Below are 16,821 nucleotides of genomic sequence, written 5' to 3'. Positions count from 1 at the left end.
GGAACGAGAAGCAGATGAATCCCAGATCGGGCAGGAACATCCGCACGCTGAGACGCCGGGTCGCCCTGGCGACCTCCGCGGTGATGGTGGGCACGCTGCTACAGGCGATAGCCCCCACTGTTGTGGCAGCGGACGACGGCAACGGGCGCCCCGCAATGCCCAAGGCGGAGAAGCCTGTCGAAGGCTCCACCGTCTCCAAGAGCACGCCGCGGAAGACGACGAAGGGCCCTCGCACCCCCAAGCCGGCACCGAAGACACGGTGGCCGAAGGCCGCATCCGAGATCGTCGCACTTCCCGAAGCTCCGTCCGCCGATTCTTCCCGCCGGGTCAAGGCCGGCGGCCTGCCTCTGTCTCTGCAGCCACCGTCCAAGACCAAACGGGAAGACAACGCCGCCGGTGAGGTCAAAGCCCGGCTCCTCGACCAAAGGACAGCCGAGAAAGCGGATCTCAACGGGCTTCTGTTCACCCTTCAGGCGGAAAAGAGCGCGACCGCCGGCAGGGTGAGTGCGACCCTCGACTACTCAGCCTTCACCGAATCCTTCGGCGGCTCGTACGGCTCCCGCCTGACCTTGGTCGAGCTGCCGCAGTGTGTCCTGACGGCCCCGCAGAAGAAGCGCTGTCAGACCAGCAAGCCCGTCAAGACCACCAACAACACCGAGAAACAGACCCTCACCGCCACCAGTGTCCAGTTGAGCGAGAGCGCGCCCACCGTGCTGGCCGCAGTCGCGGCGGATGTTGGCGGGAAGGGCGATTACACGGCCACCCCGCTGTCGGCATCCTCCACCTGGAAGACAAACCTCAACACCGGTGATTTCAGCTGGTCCTACGACATGCCGGTACCTGCCGTACCGGGCGGGCTGAAGCCTCAGGTCGGCCTCTCCTACTCGTCCGGCGGGATCGACGGCAGAACTGGCGGCACCAACAACCAGTCCTCCTGGGTCGGCGACGGCTTCGACCTGTGGCCCGGCTTCATCGAACGCCGCTACAAGCCCTGCGCCGACGACGGAGTGGTGGGCGACGGAGGCCGCAAGCCGGGAGACCTCTGCTGGGCGTATGACAACGCCTACCTCACCTTCAACGGCAAGGGCGGCGAACTCGTCTCCGCTGGCAAGGACGCCTGGCGGCTGAAGAAGGACGACGGCACCAAGATCGCCCGGATCGACGGTTCCTCCGACAACGTACGCGGCAACGGCGCCCGCAACGACGAATACTGGAGAGTCACCACTCCGGACGGCACTCGTTACTACTTCGGCTACCACCGACTGCCCGGCTGGAGCGACGGCAAGGAAACCACGGGATCCACCTGGACCGCGCCCGTTTTCGGTGACGACGCGGAGGAGCCATGCCACGTTGGCACCTTCGCGGACTCTTGGTGCCAACAGGCCTGGCGCTGGAACCTGGACTATGCCGTCGACACCCACGGCAATGCCGTCTCCTACTTCTACAACCAGGAGAAGAACTCCTACGGCCGCAACCAGGAAGCCGCCAATGACACTCGCTACACCCGCGGTGGATACCTGGACCGCATCGAATACGGCCTCAAGTCGTCCTCGATGTACAGCAGCAAGGCTTTGGCCAAGGTCACCTTCGGCAACTCCGAACGCTGCCTGCCCAACGCCAGCACCGACTGCGCATCCATCGGCACGGACGCCTTCTATTGGTACGACACGCCTTGGGATCTGAACTGCGCCGAAGCAACCGACTGCGACGACGGCAAGTTCGCCCCGACGTTCTGGACTCGCAAGCGGCTGACCTCAGTCACCACCCAGGTGCTCAACTCCGCCGGCGGCTACGACAACATCGACTCCTGGAAGCTGGCCCACCGCTGGGGCATGGCCGACACCGACTACCAGCTACTCCTCGACTCCATCCAGCGCACCGGCCAGTCGGCCGAACCTGCCATTACTGTTCCGAAGACCACCTTTGCGTACACTCAGCTCGAGAACCGCCTAGACAAGACTGGCGACGGCTTCGCCCCGTTCATCAAAGAGCGGCTGTCCACCGTGGACGACGAATCCGGTGGGCAGATCTCCGTCGACTACTCGGCACCGGTCTGCGACTGGAACGCGCTCCCCACCCCGGAGACCAACACGACCCGCTGCTTCCCGCAGTACATCGGCGGCAGTTTCAGCGACGACCCTGAGCGGCAGTGGTTCAACAAGTACGTGGTCGACTCGACCACCGCCCACGACCGCACGGGCCGTGCCCCGGACCAGGTCACCGCGTACGACTACCGGGGCGACGCGGCCTGGCACTACGACGACGATGACGGCCTGACCAAGGAGAAGTTCAAGACCTGGTCACAGTGGCGCGGCTACGGGCACGTCCGGGTCAAGACCGGCGGCCTGGGCGGCGACTCGGCGATGTTGTCACAGGGCGACACCTTCTTTCTGCGAGGCATGGACGGAGACCGCAAGGCCACCTCTGGCGGTACCAAGTCCGTCAGCGTTGAGCTCAGCAGCGGTGAGGGCGACCCCATCACCGACCATGAAGCGGCAGCCGGCTTCGTCTACAAGACCGTCAGCTACTCCGCACCGGACGGCAAGATCCTCGCAAAGACCGTGAACCGCCCCTGGTACCACCAGACGGCGAAGAAGACGCGGGACTGGGGCACCGTCACCGCCAACTTCACTGGCACCGCCCACACCAAGACCTGGGCTTCCCTGGACCAGGGCGCCGGATCCGCATGGCGTATTACGTCTGCCAGCACCGAGTACGACACCGTTGCCGGTCGTCCCACCCAGGTCGACGACTACAGAGACAACGCGACAGCCAAGGACAACCGGTGCACCCGCACTACCTACGCCACCAACACCGGCGACAACATCCTCACACTGCCCTCACGGACAGAAACCGTTGGTGTCGGATGCGACACGACACCCGACCGCTCCAAGGACGTCGTCTCCGACACCCGTACGTCCTACGACGGACTTGCCTATGACGCGGCCCCGGCCAAAGGCGACGCAACTGCCACAGCCGTCCTCAAGGAGCACAACGGTACGACCGCCACCTACCTTGAGTCAGGAGCGACCTACGACGGCTACGGGCGGCCGCTGACCACCACCGACCTGACTGCCAACGTGACCGCGACGGTTGGCGGCAGCCCTGCGCGCACTGCCCGCAACGACGGTCGTGTCAGCACCCTGACCTACAGCCCCACGACAGGCTTCGCAAGCTCCGTCACCGAGGTCACCCCGCCCGCCCTTGCCCAGGATGCGTCAACCGCGCAGAAGACCGTCACCATGCTGGACGGCAAGCGGGGGCAGGCCGCGGAGGTCACCGACACCAACGGGAACAAGACCAAACTCGCCTACGACGCGCTGGGCCGCAGTACAAAGGTGTGGACGGCCGACCGCTCCACGACGAGCAACAGCCTGCCCAACTTCCAGTTCGACTACCAGGTCACCGAGGGCAAACCGGTCGCTGTCACCAGCCGCACCCTCAGCGCGGGAGGCGGTCGCCAAGTCGCCGCCTACACGCTCTACGACGGCTTTCTGCGCCAACGCCAGACCCAGTCGCCCGGGCCGGACAACGGCCTGCTGCTGACCGACAACTTCTATGACGTACGTGGCCAACTCAGCAGGGAGTTCGCCACGTACTACACCAAGGACGCCACCCCCGGCGAACTGTTCAAGCCCGACAACGCGCTGAGTGTCGAAACTCAGATCCGCCACGCGTACGACGGGCTCGGCCGGGAGACTGAAACCAAGACACTCGCCGGAAACGGCGACGGCGGCACCGTCCTCGGCGTCACCAGGACGATCTACGGCGGCGACCGCACGACGGTCATCCCTCCGGAGGGCGGCACCGCCACCACCACCCTGGTGGACGCCCGCGGCCAGACCACCGAACTGCGCCAACACCACCAGCGCACCGCCGAGGCCACCTACGACAAGACGTCATACACCCACACCAAGCAGGGGGCACTGGAGAAGCTGACCGACCCCGCGGGCAACACCTGGAGCTACGCCTACGACCAACTCGGCCGCCAGATCACGGCGGACGACCCGGACAAGGGCATCACCCGCAGCACCTACGACGACCGCGGCCAGCTCACCACCACCAAGGACGCCCGCAACACCCTCCTCACCCACATCTACGACGGACTCGGCCGACAGACGGAACTGCGCCAGGACAGCAGCGCCGGTCCGCTCCGCGCCAAATGGGTCTACGACACGGTCAACGACGGCAAAGGACAGCTCGCCGAGGCCACCCGCTATGACGGCAACAACGCCTACAGCTACAAGGTCACCCAGTACGACCGGCTCTACCGGCCCGTGCGCTCGGCCGTGACCATCCCGACCGCGGAGACCGGCCTGGCCGGGACGTACCAGACGGGCGTCTCCTACAAGCCGTCCGGCGTGATGGCCGGCGTGACCTACTCGGCAGCCGGAGCCCTCCCCGGCGGCAGCTACAGCTACACCTACGACGAGGACACTCTTCGTCCCCTGGCGATGCTCGGTGACGGCTACAGCACCAAGACCAGCTACAGCCTTACCGGCAAGCCGTTGCAGTACGAACTCGGCAATACCAGCGACGGCAAGAAGACCTGGGTCAACAATGCCTACGAGACCGGAACCCAGCGCCTGGCGAACATCCACGTCAATCGCCAGGACATCGCTGGCGTCGACAAGGACACCTCCTACCGCTACGACCAGAGCGGCAACGTCCTCTCCGCCGCCGACGTCTCCCGGTCCGGCACGGACAACCAGTGCTACACCTACGACTACCTGCGCCGTCTGACCGAAGCGTGGACTGAGGGCGACACGAGCTGCGCGGCCGCACCGACCAGCCAGGGGACAGGCGGGCCGGCTGCGTACTGGCACAGCTACACCTACGACAAGACCGGCAACCGCCTCACCCAGACGCAGCACGACCCCACGGGCGACACCAGCAAGGACGAGAAGAGCACCTACACCTACCCGCTCGCGGGACAGCGCCGACCGCACGCGCTGACATCCAGCGCCACCACGACCGGAAGCGTCACATCCCAGGACAGCTACACCTACGACGAGGCCGGCAACACCCGCACCCGTGTCCTGGGAGGCGACACCCAGACCCTCACCTGGGACGCCGAGGGCCACCTCGCCAAGGTCGCCGGTACCGCAGCCGGTCCGATCAAGGGCCTGGCCGGCAAGTGCGTCGACGTCGAGAGCAGCCAGACTGCGGACGGCACTCCGATCCAGCTCTACGAATGCAACGGCTCAGAGGCCCAGCAGTGGGAACGCACCGGGGACATCCTCAAGGCGCTGGGCAAGTGCGCCACCGGCAACGGCACGAAGGTCCAGCTGTCCACCTGTGACGGCGGCGAGGACCAGAGGTTCATCGAGCGTGCGGATGACGCATCCCTCTATCACCCGGCCACCGACAAGTGTCTTGACGTCCCGTCCTCCAATCAGGACAACGGCACCGACCTGCAGCTCTACGCGTGCAACAGCAGCGAGGCCCAACAGTGGAGCCCGAGCACCAGCGACACCACCCGCTACACCTACGACGCTGACGGCAACCGGCTGATCGCGCGTACTCCCACCGAGACCACCCTCTACCTCGGGCACACCGAGATCACCGTGCCGAAGGGATCCAGCACCAAGGAAGCCACCCGCTACGTCGGCCTCGGCGGCGGTCACCAGGCCGTCCAGGACAACGACGGCAGCGTCTCCTTCACCCTCGCAGACCACCAGGGCACGGGCCAGCTAGCCATCAGCGCGGACGCTCAGAAACTCAACCTGCGTCGCACGCTGCCCTTCGGCGGCATTCGCGGAAACGCTCCGGCCGCCTGGCCCGGTACCAAGTCCTTCGTCGGCGGCACGAACGATGTCTCAACCGGCCTCACTCACCTGGGCGCCCGCGAGTACGACCCGGGCATCGGGCGCTTCATCTCGGTCGACCCGCTCATGGACCTGGCGAACCCGCAGCAGCTCAACGGCTATAGCTACGCCGACAACACCCCGATCTCGTCGAGTGACCCCAGCGGTCTCATGGCCTGCGCCTCACCCATTGAGTGCGGCGGCGGCGCCCAGTACGGCAACAACACCCCCTCCAAGAACAGTGGCGGCAAGCCCCTCAACCATCCCAGCTGGGGCTGCAACGGCTGCGACGGCGACAGCTACAACAACGGCTGGTGGACCACCAGCGGATGGAGCTCCGCCCCAACGGGCCCCTCGCTGATCCCCGGTTACACGATGGTTTTCCCCGACGTGCACGTCCCTGCCGACTGGGACCGGGCGCAGGACTTCAAGAGTGAGCTCAACCAAGACCTCCAGACCTACGACTTCCCTGACCGGCCCGATTCCGGGATCGAGGGCGTCGCCTCAAACATCACGGACCCTGAGGACGCGGAGCAACTGGCAAACGCCCAGCATATGCTGGCAATCGCCAAGTTCCATGCCTGCGGTCGTATCGGCAACAGCTGTCCCAAGGGGCTTTCATCCTTCGGCGCGGCGATTGCTGCTGGAGGCGGCGTCGCCTTTGCAGCCGGAGGTGTAGGAGCTGGAGGGATTCGCGGAGGCGGCAAACCGAAGGGTGTCGCCGGCTATGACGCAGATTTTGCAATGGGGCAGCTCACCAGAAATGGCAACGCCAAGGCGTCTCGACTGGAGGAGTTTGGGAACTCAAACGGTTGGGCCCGCAGTCAGACGGAGAATGGTCCCATCAAGTTCCGTGACACGAACGGGACTATCCGGCTCACCATCAAGAAGGGAACTGGTAGAGCTCCGGGAAGTAGTGACCCACACGTCGAGATGAGGAATGCCCGCGGAGAACGGATCGACTCATTCGGAAATCCCGTCACGCGAAAAAGCCCAGGAAATCACACACCTATCGAATGGGATTTGGGATGATGGACTACAGGGAAGTAAGTTGGCTAGCCATTTACCACCTGGAAGAAAGCTATGTCCTCGATATTCAGGCTCGCCCGGGATTCTTTTCCTGTCAAATGGACCTTGCCCTGAACGTCGACCATCCGCTGTATGGGGCCGCTTCGCCCGGTGAGAGGAATTGCTACCGACGAGGAAGTCTGGAGTTCTCACAAGTGGTCGACTTGCATTGGCTTGATCAGGGGACCCCACCGGCAAAGGATGCAACCGGAGAGCTGGACTACGGGAGCATCGACTCTTTTAAGGTGGAGGATAGTCTGTACGTGCTGACAGGCGACTTTGGGCGAATCTCTGTCACTGCTTCCGACCTCTCGATTCGGTTGCACGACTGAGGAAGGCGGCTCTTGACGCTCTAGACGCCTATGGGAGCATCCATCGAATCGGTGCCCGGCGGAGGCTCCCATGCGTTCAACGCTGAGGTTGAAAGGGGTAGGGATGGCAGAGCTATGGGGGCTCCGGGCCCATTCCGGTCTCGGCTATGAAGCCGTCGAGAGCCTGGAGTCGGCGTTGGGTGCCGCATAAGCGGTTCTTCACAGTGGAACGCTGACGCAGAACTCGTCCTCCCCGGTAGGGGGCAGTGGAGCGCCACGGTGATGTTGGATTCCTTCAAGGGTGTTGTCGATTCAGGTGGGCCTGAAGCGGTTTTGCAACTCTTGAGTAACGACTGAAACACCGTAGATGCTCCTGCAAGGCGAAAGGGGATACCTCTTTCTTAGGTGATGGAGAAAGGGGTATTTTGGTTTTTGACGGCAGCGGCAGCGGACGACGGCTGCGGTGACGCCATGTGGACGTGGCTGAGCAGCTCTTTGATGACGACGAGGTCGACTTCCTGTTCCAGGAGCAGGGCGGCTGTCGAGTGCCGGAGATTGTGGAAGCGCATCGTCCAGGTCCAGGTCTTCCCAGTGGAGGCCCAGGAGTTCGTCTGCGGGGTCCGGTGCGCAGGGCGAGTTCGAACAGGGCATGCAACCGGTCGTCGCCAGCCGACCGGAGGAACAGCTGGGCCTCGGCGGTGCTGATGGTGGGGGGCTGGAAGCGCCGGGGGAGGGGCGTGGTGGTCTTGACATTCCGGGCGACGTTGCGCGTCACTTTGTCCCCGTGGACGCGTGTTCGGGGCGGACTCGAGAACCGCGTGGACGTACGTCACGGTCAGCGGCCACATCGCTTCCCATAGCACTGGCCGATGGTGCAGCAGGATCGCCGTGTCACGTCGCCGCGCAGGGCGAGCAAGTGCAGCGCGATGAGGCGCCCGACGACCGACAGATCCACCATGGGGGCGATCAGCGGTGTGATCGGGCGGGGGACACCGAGCCGCAGGGTAAGCGCCCAGATGTTGCTGAAGGAGAGGACGTAGGCCAGGGCCGCCATGACCACGGTCACTGTGCTTCGAGTGAACCGCTCCTTCGCCACGTCCTCAACCTCCCTCCCGATACCGATCTTTCACTGCTGCTTGGTGAGCGCGGCCGGGGTGTCGTCGTCCGGCTGGCCGAGTGGAGAAGAGGTTCAGGTTTTAAACGGGCCGGCCGTCAGGTGCGAAGTGGCGTCCGCGACGCGGGTGGCGTCGGTGACGGAGACGTAGGGGTGCGGATGCGGGTGTATCCCGGGCGGCCCTGCATCGCCGTCATTGCGCCGCCGACGTAGGCGGGGTCCTGCAGGGTGACCGGACGGGCGAGAACATTGGTGGCTGACGCCGTGCCGGCAGACCTGACCGAAGTGATGGAGTGAAGAAACCGCTCCGGCCAATCGTGACGCTCGATTGACGCTCCAGGCGCCTGAAGCCCCCTCAGGTAGCGTAGAAAAGGGCCGTTGACCTGCTGATATGTCACGTCCCTCACTTGGTGACATCTTTCTGATGACGCACCATGTTGAGTGCGTGGCGATCCTTGAACCGGCCGCAAAGGGCTCCTGACCTGCGGTTTTGTTCGTGCGCATTATGTGCGGTGTGGGCGTTGCGGGCGATATCCTGACGCTGAAATGACGCTCGTGACGCTCATTTCATGCTCGTGCCGCTTGATGGGGGCCGGGAAGTCCCAGAAAGGTCCCGGGGGACTCCCACGGCTGACGGAGGCCCTTTCGGTTTCTTTTCGACGTAGTGCAGCGCGGCTGTGCGCTGGAGGCCGGCCTTGTTCCTCCGCGGCGATGGGCGGCCCACCTCCGCTCGCGCGGAGAGTATGTCTGCCGGCTTGCCTGGGTGTGCCGGTTCAGCTTCGCCGTGCGGCGTCGCGCTGCGGCGCCGGAACCCTCCCGTGCACGCATTCCGCGGGCTGTCTGGGCACTCGGCTGAGGCTCGTAGCCCAGGACGATGCCGTTGGCGCCGTCGATGCGCACATCGAGGCGCGCGTGCCCGTCGGCGGTCTGCGCCTCGATGTCGGCGTGGAAGCCGTGATCTTCCGAGTCCTTCGCCACTCGTTCCTTGCGGGCGAGGTGCTCGTCGGACTCGTGGCTGATGGGGCTCTCCCCGGGCCTCCGGTAGTGGGAGGCAAGCCATAGGCCGTCACGCTGGACGAGGTACATCGGGACGCGCCGGCTGCGGAGGTCCCGGCAGTACGGTGAGCGCCCGGGTGTGGTGCTTCACGATCGAGAAGGGGCAGGCCGGCGCGGAGGCTGTCCAGGCCGTCGAGATCGGGCAGGGCCCTTTGCCTGTCTCCTTGGCTGCCATGGTCAACATCAACGCCCTCGCTTGTGACCGGCGCAAGACCGTCGACCAGCGCGTGCGTGCGTGATTACGTGGAGTGGTCACTCATACCGTGACCTTTGTTCATCCACTGCTTGAGTGATCATTTTCTGCCTTGGCTTCGCTGTATCCGCGCTGCTCCCTTCACCACTCCGGCTCCACTCGACGGCATGCGGGCGAGTGAGCCGACGTAGGGCGGGGGATCCGCTTTCGACGTGCGAAGGCCGCCCGTACGGGTGCCTCAGGCTGATCTTGACCGCAGCCAGTGCGGCAGTTGGTGTCCCCCGTCGCTCTTGTCCGCGGTACGGGAACCGAGCGTGACCACATCTGCCAGGAGGGGTGAGTGCGGCTCCGGCATCTGTTCGACCACCAGGGTCTCCACGCCGCCGCCGAGTACGGCGGGGTGGTTCTGGCTTTCGCCCAAGAGGCCTCCGCCCGCGCCCGCCCCCTGATCGAAAGGTCGGCTCCGCCGTCGAGATCCAGGGCCGGGGGTCTCGTGCATCGAGATCCAGCACCGGGTCTCGTGCGTCCTGGCGCGCCGGGCAGCCGTTCGCGCGGACCCATCAAGAACGGCTATGCGGCCATGGGGCTTTGTGATGTGCCCTTCTTCCTCGCCCCCGCCGGATCTAGCGTCTGACCTGGACGCGATCCCTCACCGGGCCCGCTGACACGAGCGCCGGACGTGGTTCGACGCCGTCCCGTTCCGGCAGGAAAGGAGCCTCGCTGTGCCTGTCGTCGATCTGGTCGCCGATCTCGGAGAGAGTTTCGGGGCCTACACCATGGGCAACGACGCCGAGCTGTTGAACTTGCTGACGTCCGCGAACGTCGCGTGCGGATTCCACGCGGGGGACCCTCGGGTGATGGACGCGACCGTACGCGCCTGTGTGGAGCGCGGTGTCGGCGTCGGCGCGCACCCGAGCTTCCCCGATCTGGTGGGCTTCGGGCGCCGGGCGATGGACCTGACCCCCGACGAGGTGCGCACCGACGTGCTGTACCAGGTCGGGGCGCTGTCCGCGTTCACCCGCGCGCACGGCACCCGCATCGGGCACCTCGCACCGCACGGACGCCTCGGCAACCTGGTGGTCACCCGGCGGGACTACGCCGAGGCCGTCGCCGACGCGGTCGAGGCGTTCGACCCGTCCCTGGTGATCCTGATGCAGGAGGGCGAGATGGCCGCCGTGGCGCGCGAACGCAGCCTGCGGATGGCCATGGTGGGCATCGCCGACCGGGCCTACGAGGACGACGGCACGCTCGTGTCACGCTCCGAGCCCGGAGCCGTGCTGCACGATCCGGAGGAGGTCACCCGCCGGACCGTCCGGATGGTGACCGAAGGGGTGATCACCAGCCGGAACGGAACGGACCTGCCGGTGCGGACGGACTGCGTGCAGCTACACGGCGACGGTCCCGCGGCACTGCAGCTCGCGACGCGCATCCGTGCCGAACTGCAGGCCGCCGGTGTGCAGTTCGCGCCGCTGCACGAGGTGCTTGGCGTGCAGGTCGCATGAGGAGCGAGCAGACAGCGACCGCGGTCGCCATCTCGCCGTGCGGAGACTCCGCGTTGCGCGTCACGGTCGACGGCACCGACACCGACCGGGTGTGGACGGCCGTGCACCGGCTCGCGGGATGGCTCAACCACGGCTTGATCCACCCCACGGTGACGGCCGTGCCGACCTACGACGCGGTGCTCGTGGAATTCGACCCCTACTGCACAACGGGTGAGGCGATCGCGTCTCACATCCGCTCCTGGGACACCACGGCCCGTCAGGGTGAGGAGACCGGCGGAGGTGTCATCGACGTGCCGGTGCTGTTCGGTGGCGCGGCGGGCCCCGACCTTGAGTGGGTCGCCGATGTGGTCGGCAAGCCGGTGCCGAAGGTCATCGACCTCGTGTGCGCGAAGGAACACCTCATCCGCTGCCTGGGCGGCCCGGCCGCGTCGGCCATGATGGACGGACCCGACTTCGACGTCCCGATTCCCCGGCTGGCGACCCCCCGGCTGCGGGTGCCGCCCGGCGCGGTCTCCGTCGCGGGCCGGCAGGCGGTCATCGGCCCTGTCGCCGCGCCGAGCGGCTGGCGGCAGATAGGCCGCACCCCGCTGGACATTCTGCGGACCGACGCGGATACCGGCACCAACGCCGACACCGTCGTCCCCTACCGGCCGGGGGACAGGGTGCGGTTCCTGCCGATCGACGAGGCCACCTACACCGACCTGCTCGGCACACCGATGGGTTACCGGCACGATGACTGACCGCCCCGACCTGTACGTCGAGTCCGCGACGGCGTGCGTGGTCACCGACCTCGGCCGTGTCCAGGGCCCCTCGCGTGGCCTCGCGGTCAACGGCGCGCTCGACCAGTTCGCCGCCCGCGCCGCGAACGCCCTGGTCGGCAACGCGCCCACGGACCCGCTCATCGAGGCCACCGGCTTCGGTGTCACCCTCCGTCCCAGCCACGACGTCCTCATGTCCGTCACCGGCGCGCCCGCCGAACCCACCGTCGACGGTCGGGCCTACCCGGCCTGGTCACCGCTGCCCGTGCGCGCGGGCGAGACGGTGCGGGTCGGTATCTCGGACGCGGGGCTGCGCGCCTACGTCGCCGTGCACGGGTCGTTCGACGTTCCCCGGCTGATGGGAAGCTGCGCACCGGACTCGATGATCGGGTTCGGAACGCACGTCACGTCCGGAACCTCCCTGTCCCTGTTCCGCTCCCACCCACCGCTGGTCAACCGGCGCTTCGGCGCCACCGTGTTCGACTTCGGCATCCCCCGCGACGTCGGCCGTACCTCCGCGGTCCTGGACGTGATCGACGGGCCCGACGCCGCCGAATTCGGCCCGGGGCTCAAGCGGTTGTACGACTCCCCGTACCTGGTCACCCCACGCATCAACCACGTCGGGCTGCGCGTGGCCGGGCACGTGCCGCAGCGTTCGGTCGCGGGGGAGGTGCTGTCGCGCGGCGTGCCGGTCGGGGCGATCGAGGCCCCGACGGGTGACGAGCTGCTCATCCTGATGCGTGGCCGTGGGATCACCGCGGGATACCCGGTGCTCGCGGTGCTCACCTCCTGCGCCCTGGACAACGCGGCGCAGCTCAGACCCGGGCAGGAGATCCGCTTCCGCCGGACGACCGCTGCCGTCGCCACCTCCGCCTACCTGGAGCGGCGCCGGCTCCTCGACCGGGTGGCGCTGCGCGCGCGTACCGCCTTCGCGGCACTTCTCTGACCTCGCGCACAACGGCCCCTCGCACAACGGCCTCTCGCACAACGACCTTTCGCACAACGACCTTTCGTACCACCGAAGGAGAAAAGGGATGACCCTTTCCGAAACGCTCCGGGCGCCCGCGCCGGCCGAGCGGATGTCGCGTGTCAAGGAGTCGCCGAGTTCCCGGGTCGCGGACCGGGTGCGCGCATTTCAGGCGGCGGGCCGCAAGGTCCTCCCGCTCACGATCGGCGAGCCCGATTTCGATACGCCGGACCATGTGAAGGAAGCGGCGATCGCGGCGATCCGCGCGGGCGAGACGAAATACACATCGGCGAACGGCACGCCCGCGTTGCAGCGGGCGATCACCTCTCGTCTGCTGCGGAAGACCGGGCAGTCCTACGCCACCGACGAGATCTGCGTGGGCGGCGGTGCCAAGCAACTCATCTTCCTGGCGTTCGTGGCCACGCTGAACGAGGGCGACGAGGTGATCGTCCCGGCACCGTACTGGGTGTCCTATCCGGACATGGTCACGGTGAACGGAGGGCGCCCCGTGGTCGTCGCCACCGCGGCCGAGGACGGGTACAAGCTCACCCCGGGCCACCTGCGCGAGGCCATCACCGACCGGACGAAATGGGTCGTACTGAACACGCCCAACAATCCGACCGGTGCCGTCTACAGCGAGGAGGAACTGCACGCGCTCGCCGACGTCCTGCGCGCGCACCCGCACGTATCGATGCTCTGCGACGAGATCTACGACGAAATCAACTTCGGCGCACGGTCGGTGCCCAGCGCCGTGACCGTCGCTCCCGACCTGCGGGAACGCATCTTTCTCGTCAACGGTGTGTCCAAGGCGTACGCCATGACCGGGTGGCGGATCGGCTACGCCGCCGGCGCGGCCCGGCTGTGCGGGGCGATCGGCACGCTCCAGTCGCAGAGTTCGTCGTGCCCGTCGTCGGTGAGCCAGGCGGCGGCGGTCGCCGCGCTGGACGGCGGCCGGGAGTTCATCGACCGCACGGTGCGCATCTACGCCGGACGACGGGACCTGCTCGTGTCCGGGCTCGACGCGATCGACGGGTTGCGTCCGACGGTCCCCGACGGCGGCTTCTACGTGTGGACCGACTCCTCCGCGCTGATGGGGGCCGTGACCCCCTCGGGGTCGACGCTGGCATCCGACACCGATCTCTCGGAGCACTTCCTGGAAACCTCCGGCGTGGTGGTGATCACGGGGGACTCCTACGGCTGCCCAGGTCATTTCCGGGCGAGTTTCGCATTGTCCTCCGACGCCATTCGGGAAGCCGTCGCGGGGCTCGCGCATTCGATATCTCTGCTGCGCCGCTGAAATGCCCTTCCGCTATGCAGCGGCTTTTCGGGCCGGCAGGAATAAGTTTCCGTTATGGCGGTATAAGGATATGCGCTGAGTTTGCAGCTGGATATACTCACCGGAAATACCGAGGAAATAATGACGGGCCAGAATTCCTCATACCGGTGACCTGCCGCACCGGGAAGACGCGACCAGCGTGCCGACTCCTGTTGTGAAAGGTAGTGCCCGTGAACAGCAAGGTCTCTGTCGTTCCACCACCTACGCAGACACCCCCGGCCACCACGAGGGCGACGAACGTGTCCATCGCCGGTGGCCTCGTCGGTGTCTTCATCGAGCTGTACGACAACGCCGTCTACGGCTTCGTGGCGGGGACCCTCGCGGTGGTGTTCTTCCCCAGCGACGCTCCCGCCACGAGTGTCATGCTGACCTTCCTGGCCTTCGCCATCCCGTTCTTCTTCCGCCCGGTGGGCGCTGCGGTCGCCGGGTCGTGGGGCGACCGGGTGGGCCGCAAAAAGGTGCTGCTGACACTCATCACCCTGATGAGCCTGTCCACCGCCCTGGTCGGCTTCCTGCCGAGCTACGGCACGGCAGGTGTCTGGGCACCGATCGGCCTGGTACTGCTGCGTTTCGTCCAGGGATTCGCGATGGGCGGCGAGCCCGGCAACGGCAACTCGTTCCTCGCCGAACACGCCGGGGACGGACGCCGGGGGCGGGTGGTCAGCTACGCCAACGCCGCCACCTTCGTCGCCATGCTGCTCGGCACCCTCTTCGCCGCCCTGCTCACCGCGGTGCTCAGCACCTCGTCCATGGAGGCGTGGGGCTGGCGGCTGCCGTTCCTCCTCGCCCTCCCGCTGGGCGTGGTGGGCCTGCTCGTCCGGCGACTGGCCGACGAGTCGCCGGAGTTCGCCGAGGCCGAGGCGAAGGGCGAGGTGACCGGCAGCCCCCTGAAGGAGGCGTTCGCCTCCCCGGAGATACGGCGTGCGATGGGAGTGGCCATCGTGCTGCCGCTGCTCAACAGCTCGGGTTACTTCGTCCTCTTCATCTACATGCCGACGTACATGAAGGAGGAGATGCACTTCTCGAGCCTGCAGGGCCTGCTCGTCACGGCCATCATGCTGGCCGTGGGCATTTTCGCGGTGCTCTATGCCGGACGGCTGTCCGACCGGGTGGGCCGCAAGAAGCTGCTCAGCACCTCGGCGTTCGTCATGGTCGTCATCGGCTTCCCCTGCTACTGGCTGCTGACGCTGGGTTCCTTCGCCACGGCGGTGGTCGGCGCCGTGCTCATGTCCGTGTGTTTCGCCGGCACCAACGGCGTGATGCAGGTGACGCTCGCGGAACTGTTCCCCACCCGCGTGCGCAGCGTGGCCTACGGCGTCGGCTACAACCTCGGCACCGCGATCTTCGGCGGCGCCGCCCCCCTGCTCATCTCGGCGCTCATCGTCTCGACCGGCAGCACCTGGATACCGGCGATCTATCTCGTCCTCACCTCCGCCGTCGCAGGGTTCACCGCGCTGCGCATCCGCGAGACGGCCTTCGAACCACTCAAGCGCTGAACCGCACACTCGGCCGGACACACGCTGCCGAACACACGTTTTCGAAAGGACGGTGGTCCCGTGGCGACAGCGGCCACGAGCCAGGCCGGACCCGGACTCGACGGGCTCCGCGGACAACTGGACAAGGCAGGCTGCACGGCCCTGTTGCTGACCTCGCCCGGAGGGCGCCGGTACGCCCTGGGCTCGGCGCCCGGCCTCTGTGACGGGACCGTCGTCCTGCTCACCACCGACGGCACGGTGGCGAGCGCGGTCGGTGACCTCTCCGCCGCGATCACCGCCGCGCTGCGTGCGACCGGCGTCGCGGACGGGGTGGTGGGCGTGGACGCCGATCTGCCGGGGGAGGTGTTCGGGCGGGCGAACGACGCGGGCGTACGGTGGCGCCCCGCGGCCGACCTGGTCTTCGCCGAACTCGCCTGCTGCGAGCCCGAGGAACTGCCCGCGTTCACCGCCGCCGCCGGTCTTGCCGCTGTCGGCTACACGGCGGTCATGGACCACCTGCGCGTCGGCATGGACGTACGGGAGCTGTCGGGCAACGTGGACCGCTCGATCCGCCGGGCCGGCGGCCTGTTGGGGTGGTACGACCAGTCCGGAGAGATCGGCGGGATCGGGGCGAACGGGGCGGCCGGCTCGGATCTGGTGACCGTCCGCGGCCATGACCCCGGTACCGCTCGGCTGACCGCCACGTCCCCGGTCCGCTACGTCCTGCACCCTCTGCTGGAGGGGGTCGCGGGGTACGCCGCGGCGACCGCCGTGCTCAGCAAGGCCGACGGCCCGCTGCGTGCCGCCGGCGACACGGGTGCCGCCGCGACCGCCGCACTGCTGGCGGCGCTGCGACCGGGCGCCCCGCTCCGCGAGGGCTACGCGGCGTTCGACCGCGAGGCCGGCGAGCACAGGGCGGCCTGCCGGATCGTCGCGTTGCGCGGTGGCGGGGCGTCGCTGCCGCTGGCACCCGACAGCACGGTGATCGCCGAGCCCGGCATGGTGCTCGGCGTGCGGACCGAGGTCGTGGCACCCGGCCGGGGCGCGATCGAACTCGCGGAGACCGTCGTGGTGACCGCCTCGGGCGCCGACCCACAGGCACGGACACCGCTGCGGCTCGTCGAACTGTACTGACCCACCGACCTGCCACGGCCGTACGCCAGTACGACCCTGCGACGCCACGGCCGTGCGCCAGCAGTACGACCTGCGACGCCAGGGCCGTACGACGGCGCGG

Annotated in this window: 10 protein-coding genes; 8 read left to right on the top strand and 2 right to left on the bottom strand. The window is 67.1% G+C overall.

Features of this window, described 5'->3' with window-relative positions; translation table 11 throughout:
• The first annotated feature begins 14 nt into the window (after positions 1-14).
• Positions 15-6,839: a ricin-type beta-trefoil lectin domain protein gene (locus tag ACIBEI_RS33220; RefSeq protein ID WP_398893901.1), complete on the top strand. Its 6,825-nt coding sequence runs from the start codon at positions 15-17 to the stop codon at positions 6,837-6,839.
• A gap of 1,182 nt (positions 6,840-8,021) precedes the next feature.
• Here ACIBEI_RS33220 and ACIBEI_RS33215 read toward each other — a convergent pair.
• The gene (locus ACIBEI_RS33215; protein WP_398893900.1) at positions 8,022-8,282 is read right to left on the bottom strand and encodes a hypothetical protein; all 261 of its coding nucleotides are present in this window, start codon (positions 8,280-8,282) and stop codon (positions 8,022-8,024) included.
• A gap of 1,139 nt (positions 8,283-9,421) precedes the next feature.
• Between ACIBEI_RS33215 and ACIBEI_RS33210 the strand changes: the two genes are divergently transcribed.
• Positions 9,422-9,595 carry a hypothetical protein gene (locus tag ACIBEI_RS33210; RefSeq protein WP_398893899.1) on the top strand — a complete coding sequence of 58 codons (174 nt, stop codon included), beginning with the start codon at positions 9,422-9,424 and terminating at the stop codon, positions 9,593-9,595.
• A 192-nt stretch (positions 9,596-9,787) separates the two neighbouring features.
• Here ACIBEI_RS33210 and ACIBEI_RS33205 read toward each other — a convergent pair whose 3' ends face one another.
• Positions 9,788-9,970, bottom strand: coding sequence for a hypothetical protein (locus tag ACIBEI_RS33205; protein WP_398893898.1), 183 nt, complete (start codon positions 9,968-9,970; stop codon positions 9,788-9,790).
• 301 nt (positions 9,971-10,271) lie between these two features.
• Between ACIBEI_RS33205 and ACIBEI_RS33200 the strand changes: the two genes are divergently transcribed.
• From ACIBEI_RS33200 to ACIBEI_RS33175, 6 genes are all read left to right on the top strand, one after another.
• A complete protein-coding gene (locus ACIBEI_RS33200; RefSeq protein WP_398893897.1) occupies positions 10,272-11,051 on the top strand; it encodes a LamB/YcsF family protein in 780 nt (259 codons plus the stop codon).
• Positions 11,048-11,791, top strand: coding sequence for an allophanate hydrolase subunit 1 (locus ACIBEI_RS33195; protein WP_398893896.1), 744 nt, complete (start codon positions 11,048-11,050; stop codon positions 11,789-11,791). Before ACIBEI_RS33200 ends, ACIBEI_RS33195 begins: the two co-directional genes overlap by 4 nt.
• On the top strand, positions 11,784-12,755 hold the full coding sequence (locus tag ACIBEI_RS33190) for a biotin-dependent carboxyltransferase family protein (protein ID WP_398893895.1): 972 nt from the start codon (positions 11,784-11,786) through the stop codon (positions 12,753-12,755). Before ACIBEI_RS33195 ends, ACIBEI_RS33190 begins: the two co-directional genes overlap by 8 nt.
• 88 nt (positions 12,756-12,843) lie before the next feature.
• Complete coding sequence (locus tag ACIBEI_RS33185; protein ID WP_398893894.1) at positions 12,844-14,073, top strand: aminotransferase class I/II-fold pyridoxal phosphate-dependent enzyme; 1,230 nt, start codon at positions 12,844-12,846, stop codon at positions 14,071-14,073.
• 209 nt (positions 14,074-14,282) lie between these two features.
• A complete protein-coding gene (locus ACIBEI_RS33180; protein ID WP_398893893.1) occupies positions 14,283-15,608 on the top strand; it encodes an MFS transporter in 1,326 nt (441 codons plus the stop codon).
• A 60-nt stretch (positions 15,609-15,668) separates the two neighbouring features.
• Positions 15,669-16,721: a M24 family metallopeptidase gene (locus tag ACIBEI_RS33175; RefSeq protein WP_398893892.1), complete on the top strand. Its 1,053-nt coding sequence runs from the start codon at positions 15,669-15,671 to the stop codon at positions 16,719-16,721.
• The last annotated feature ends 100 nt before the right edge of the window (positions 16,722-16,821 follow it).

Source organism: Streptomyces sp. NPDC050988 (assembly GCF_044456225.1).
Classification (GTDB): domain Bacteria; phylum Actinomycetota; class Actinomycetes; order Streptomycetales; family Streptomycetaceae; genus Streptomyces.
Note: the sequence above shows the minus strand (reverse complement) of the source record. Positions and strands in the feature narration are given on the sequence as shown.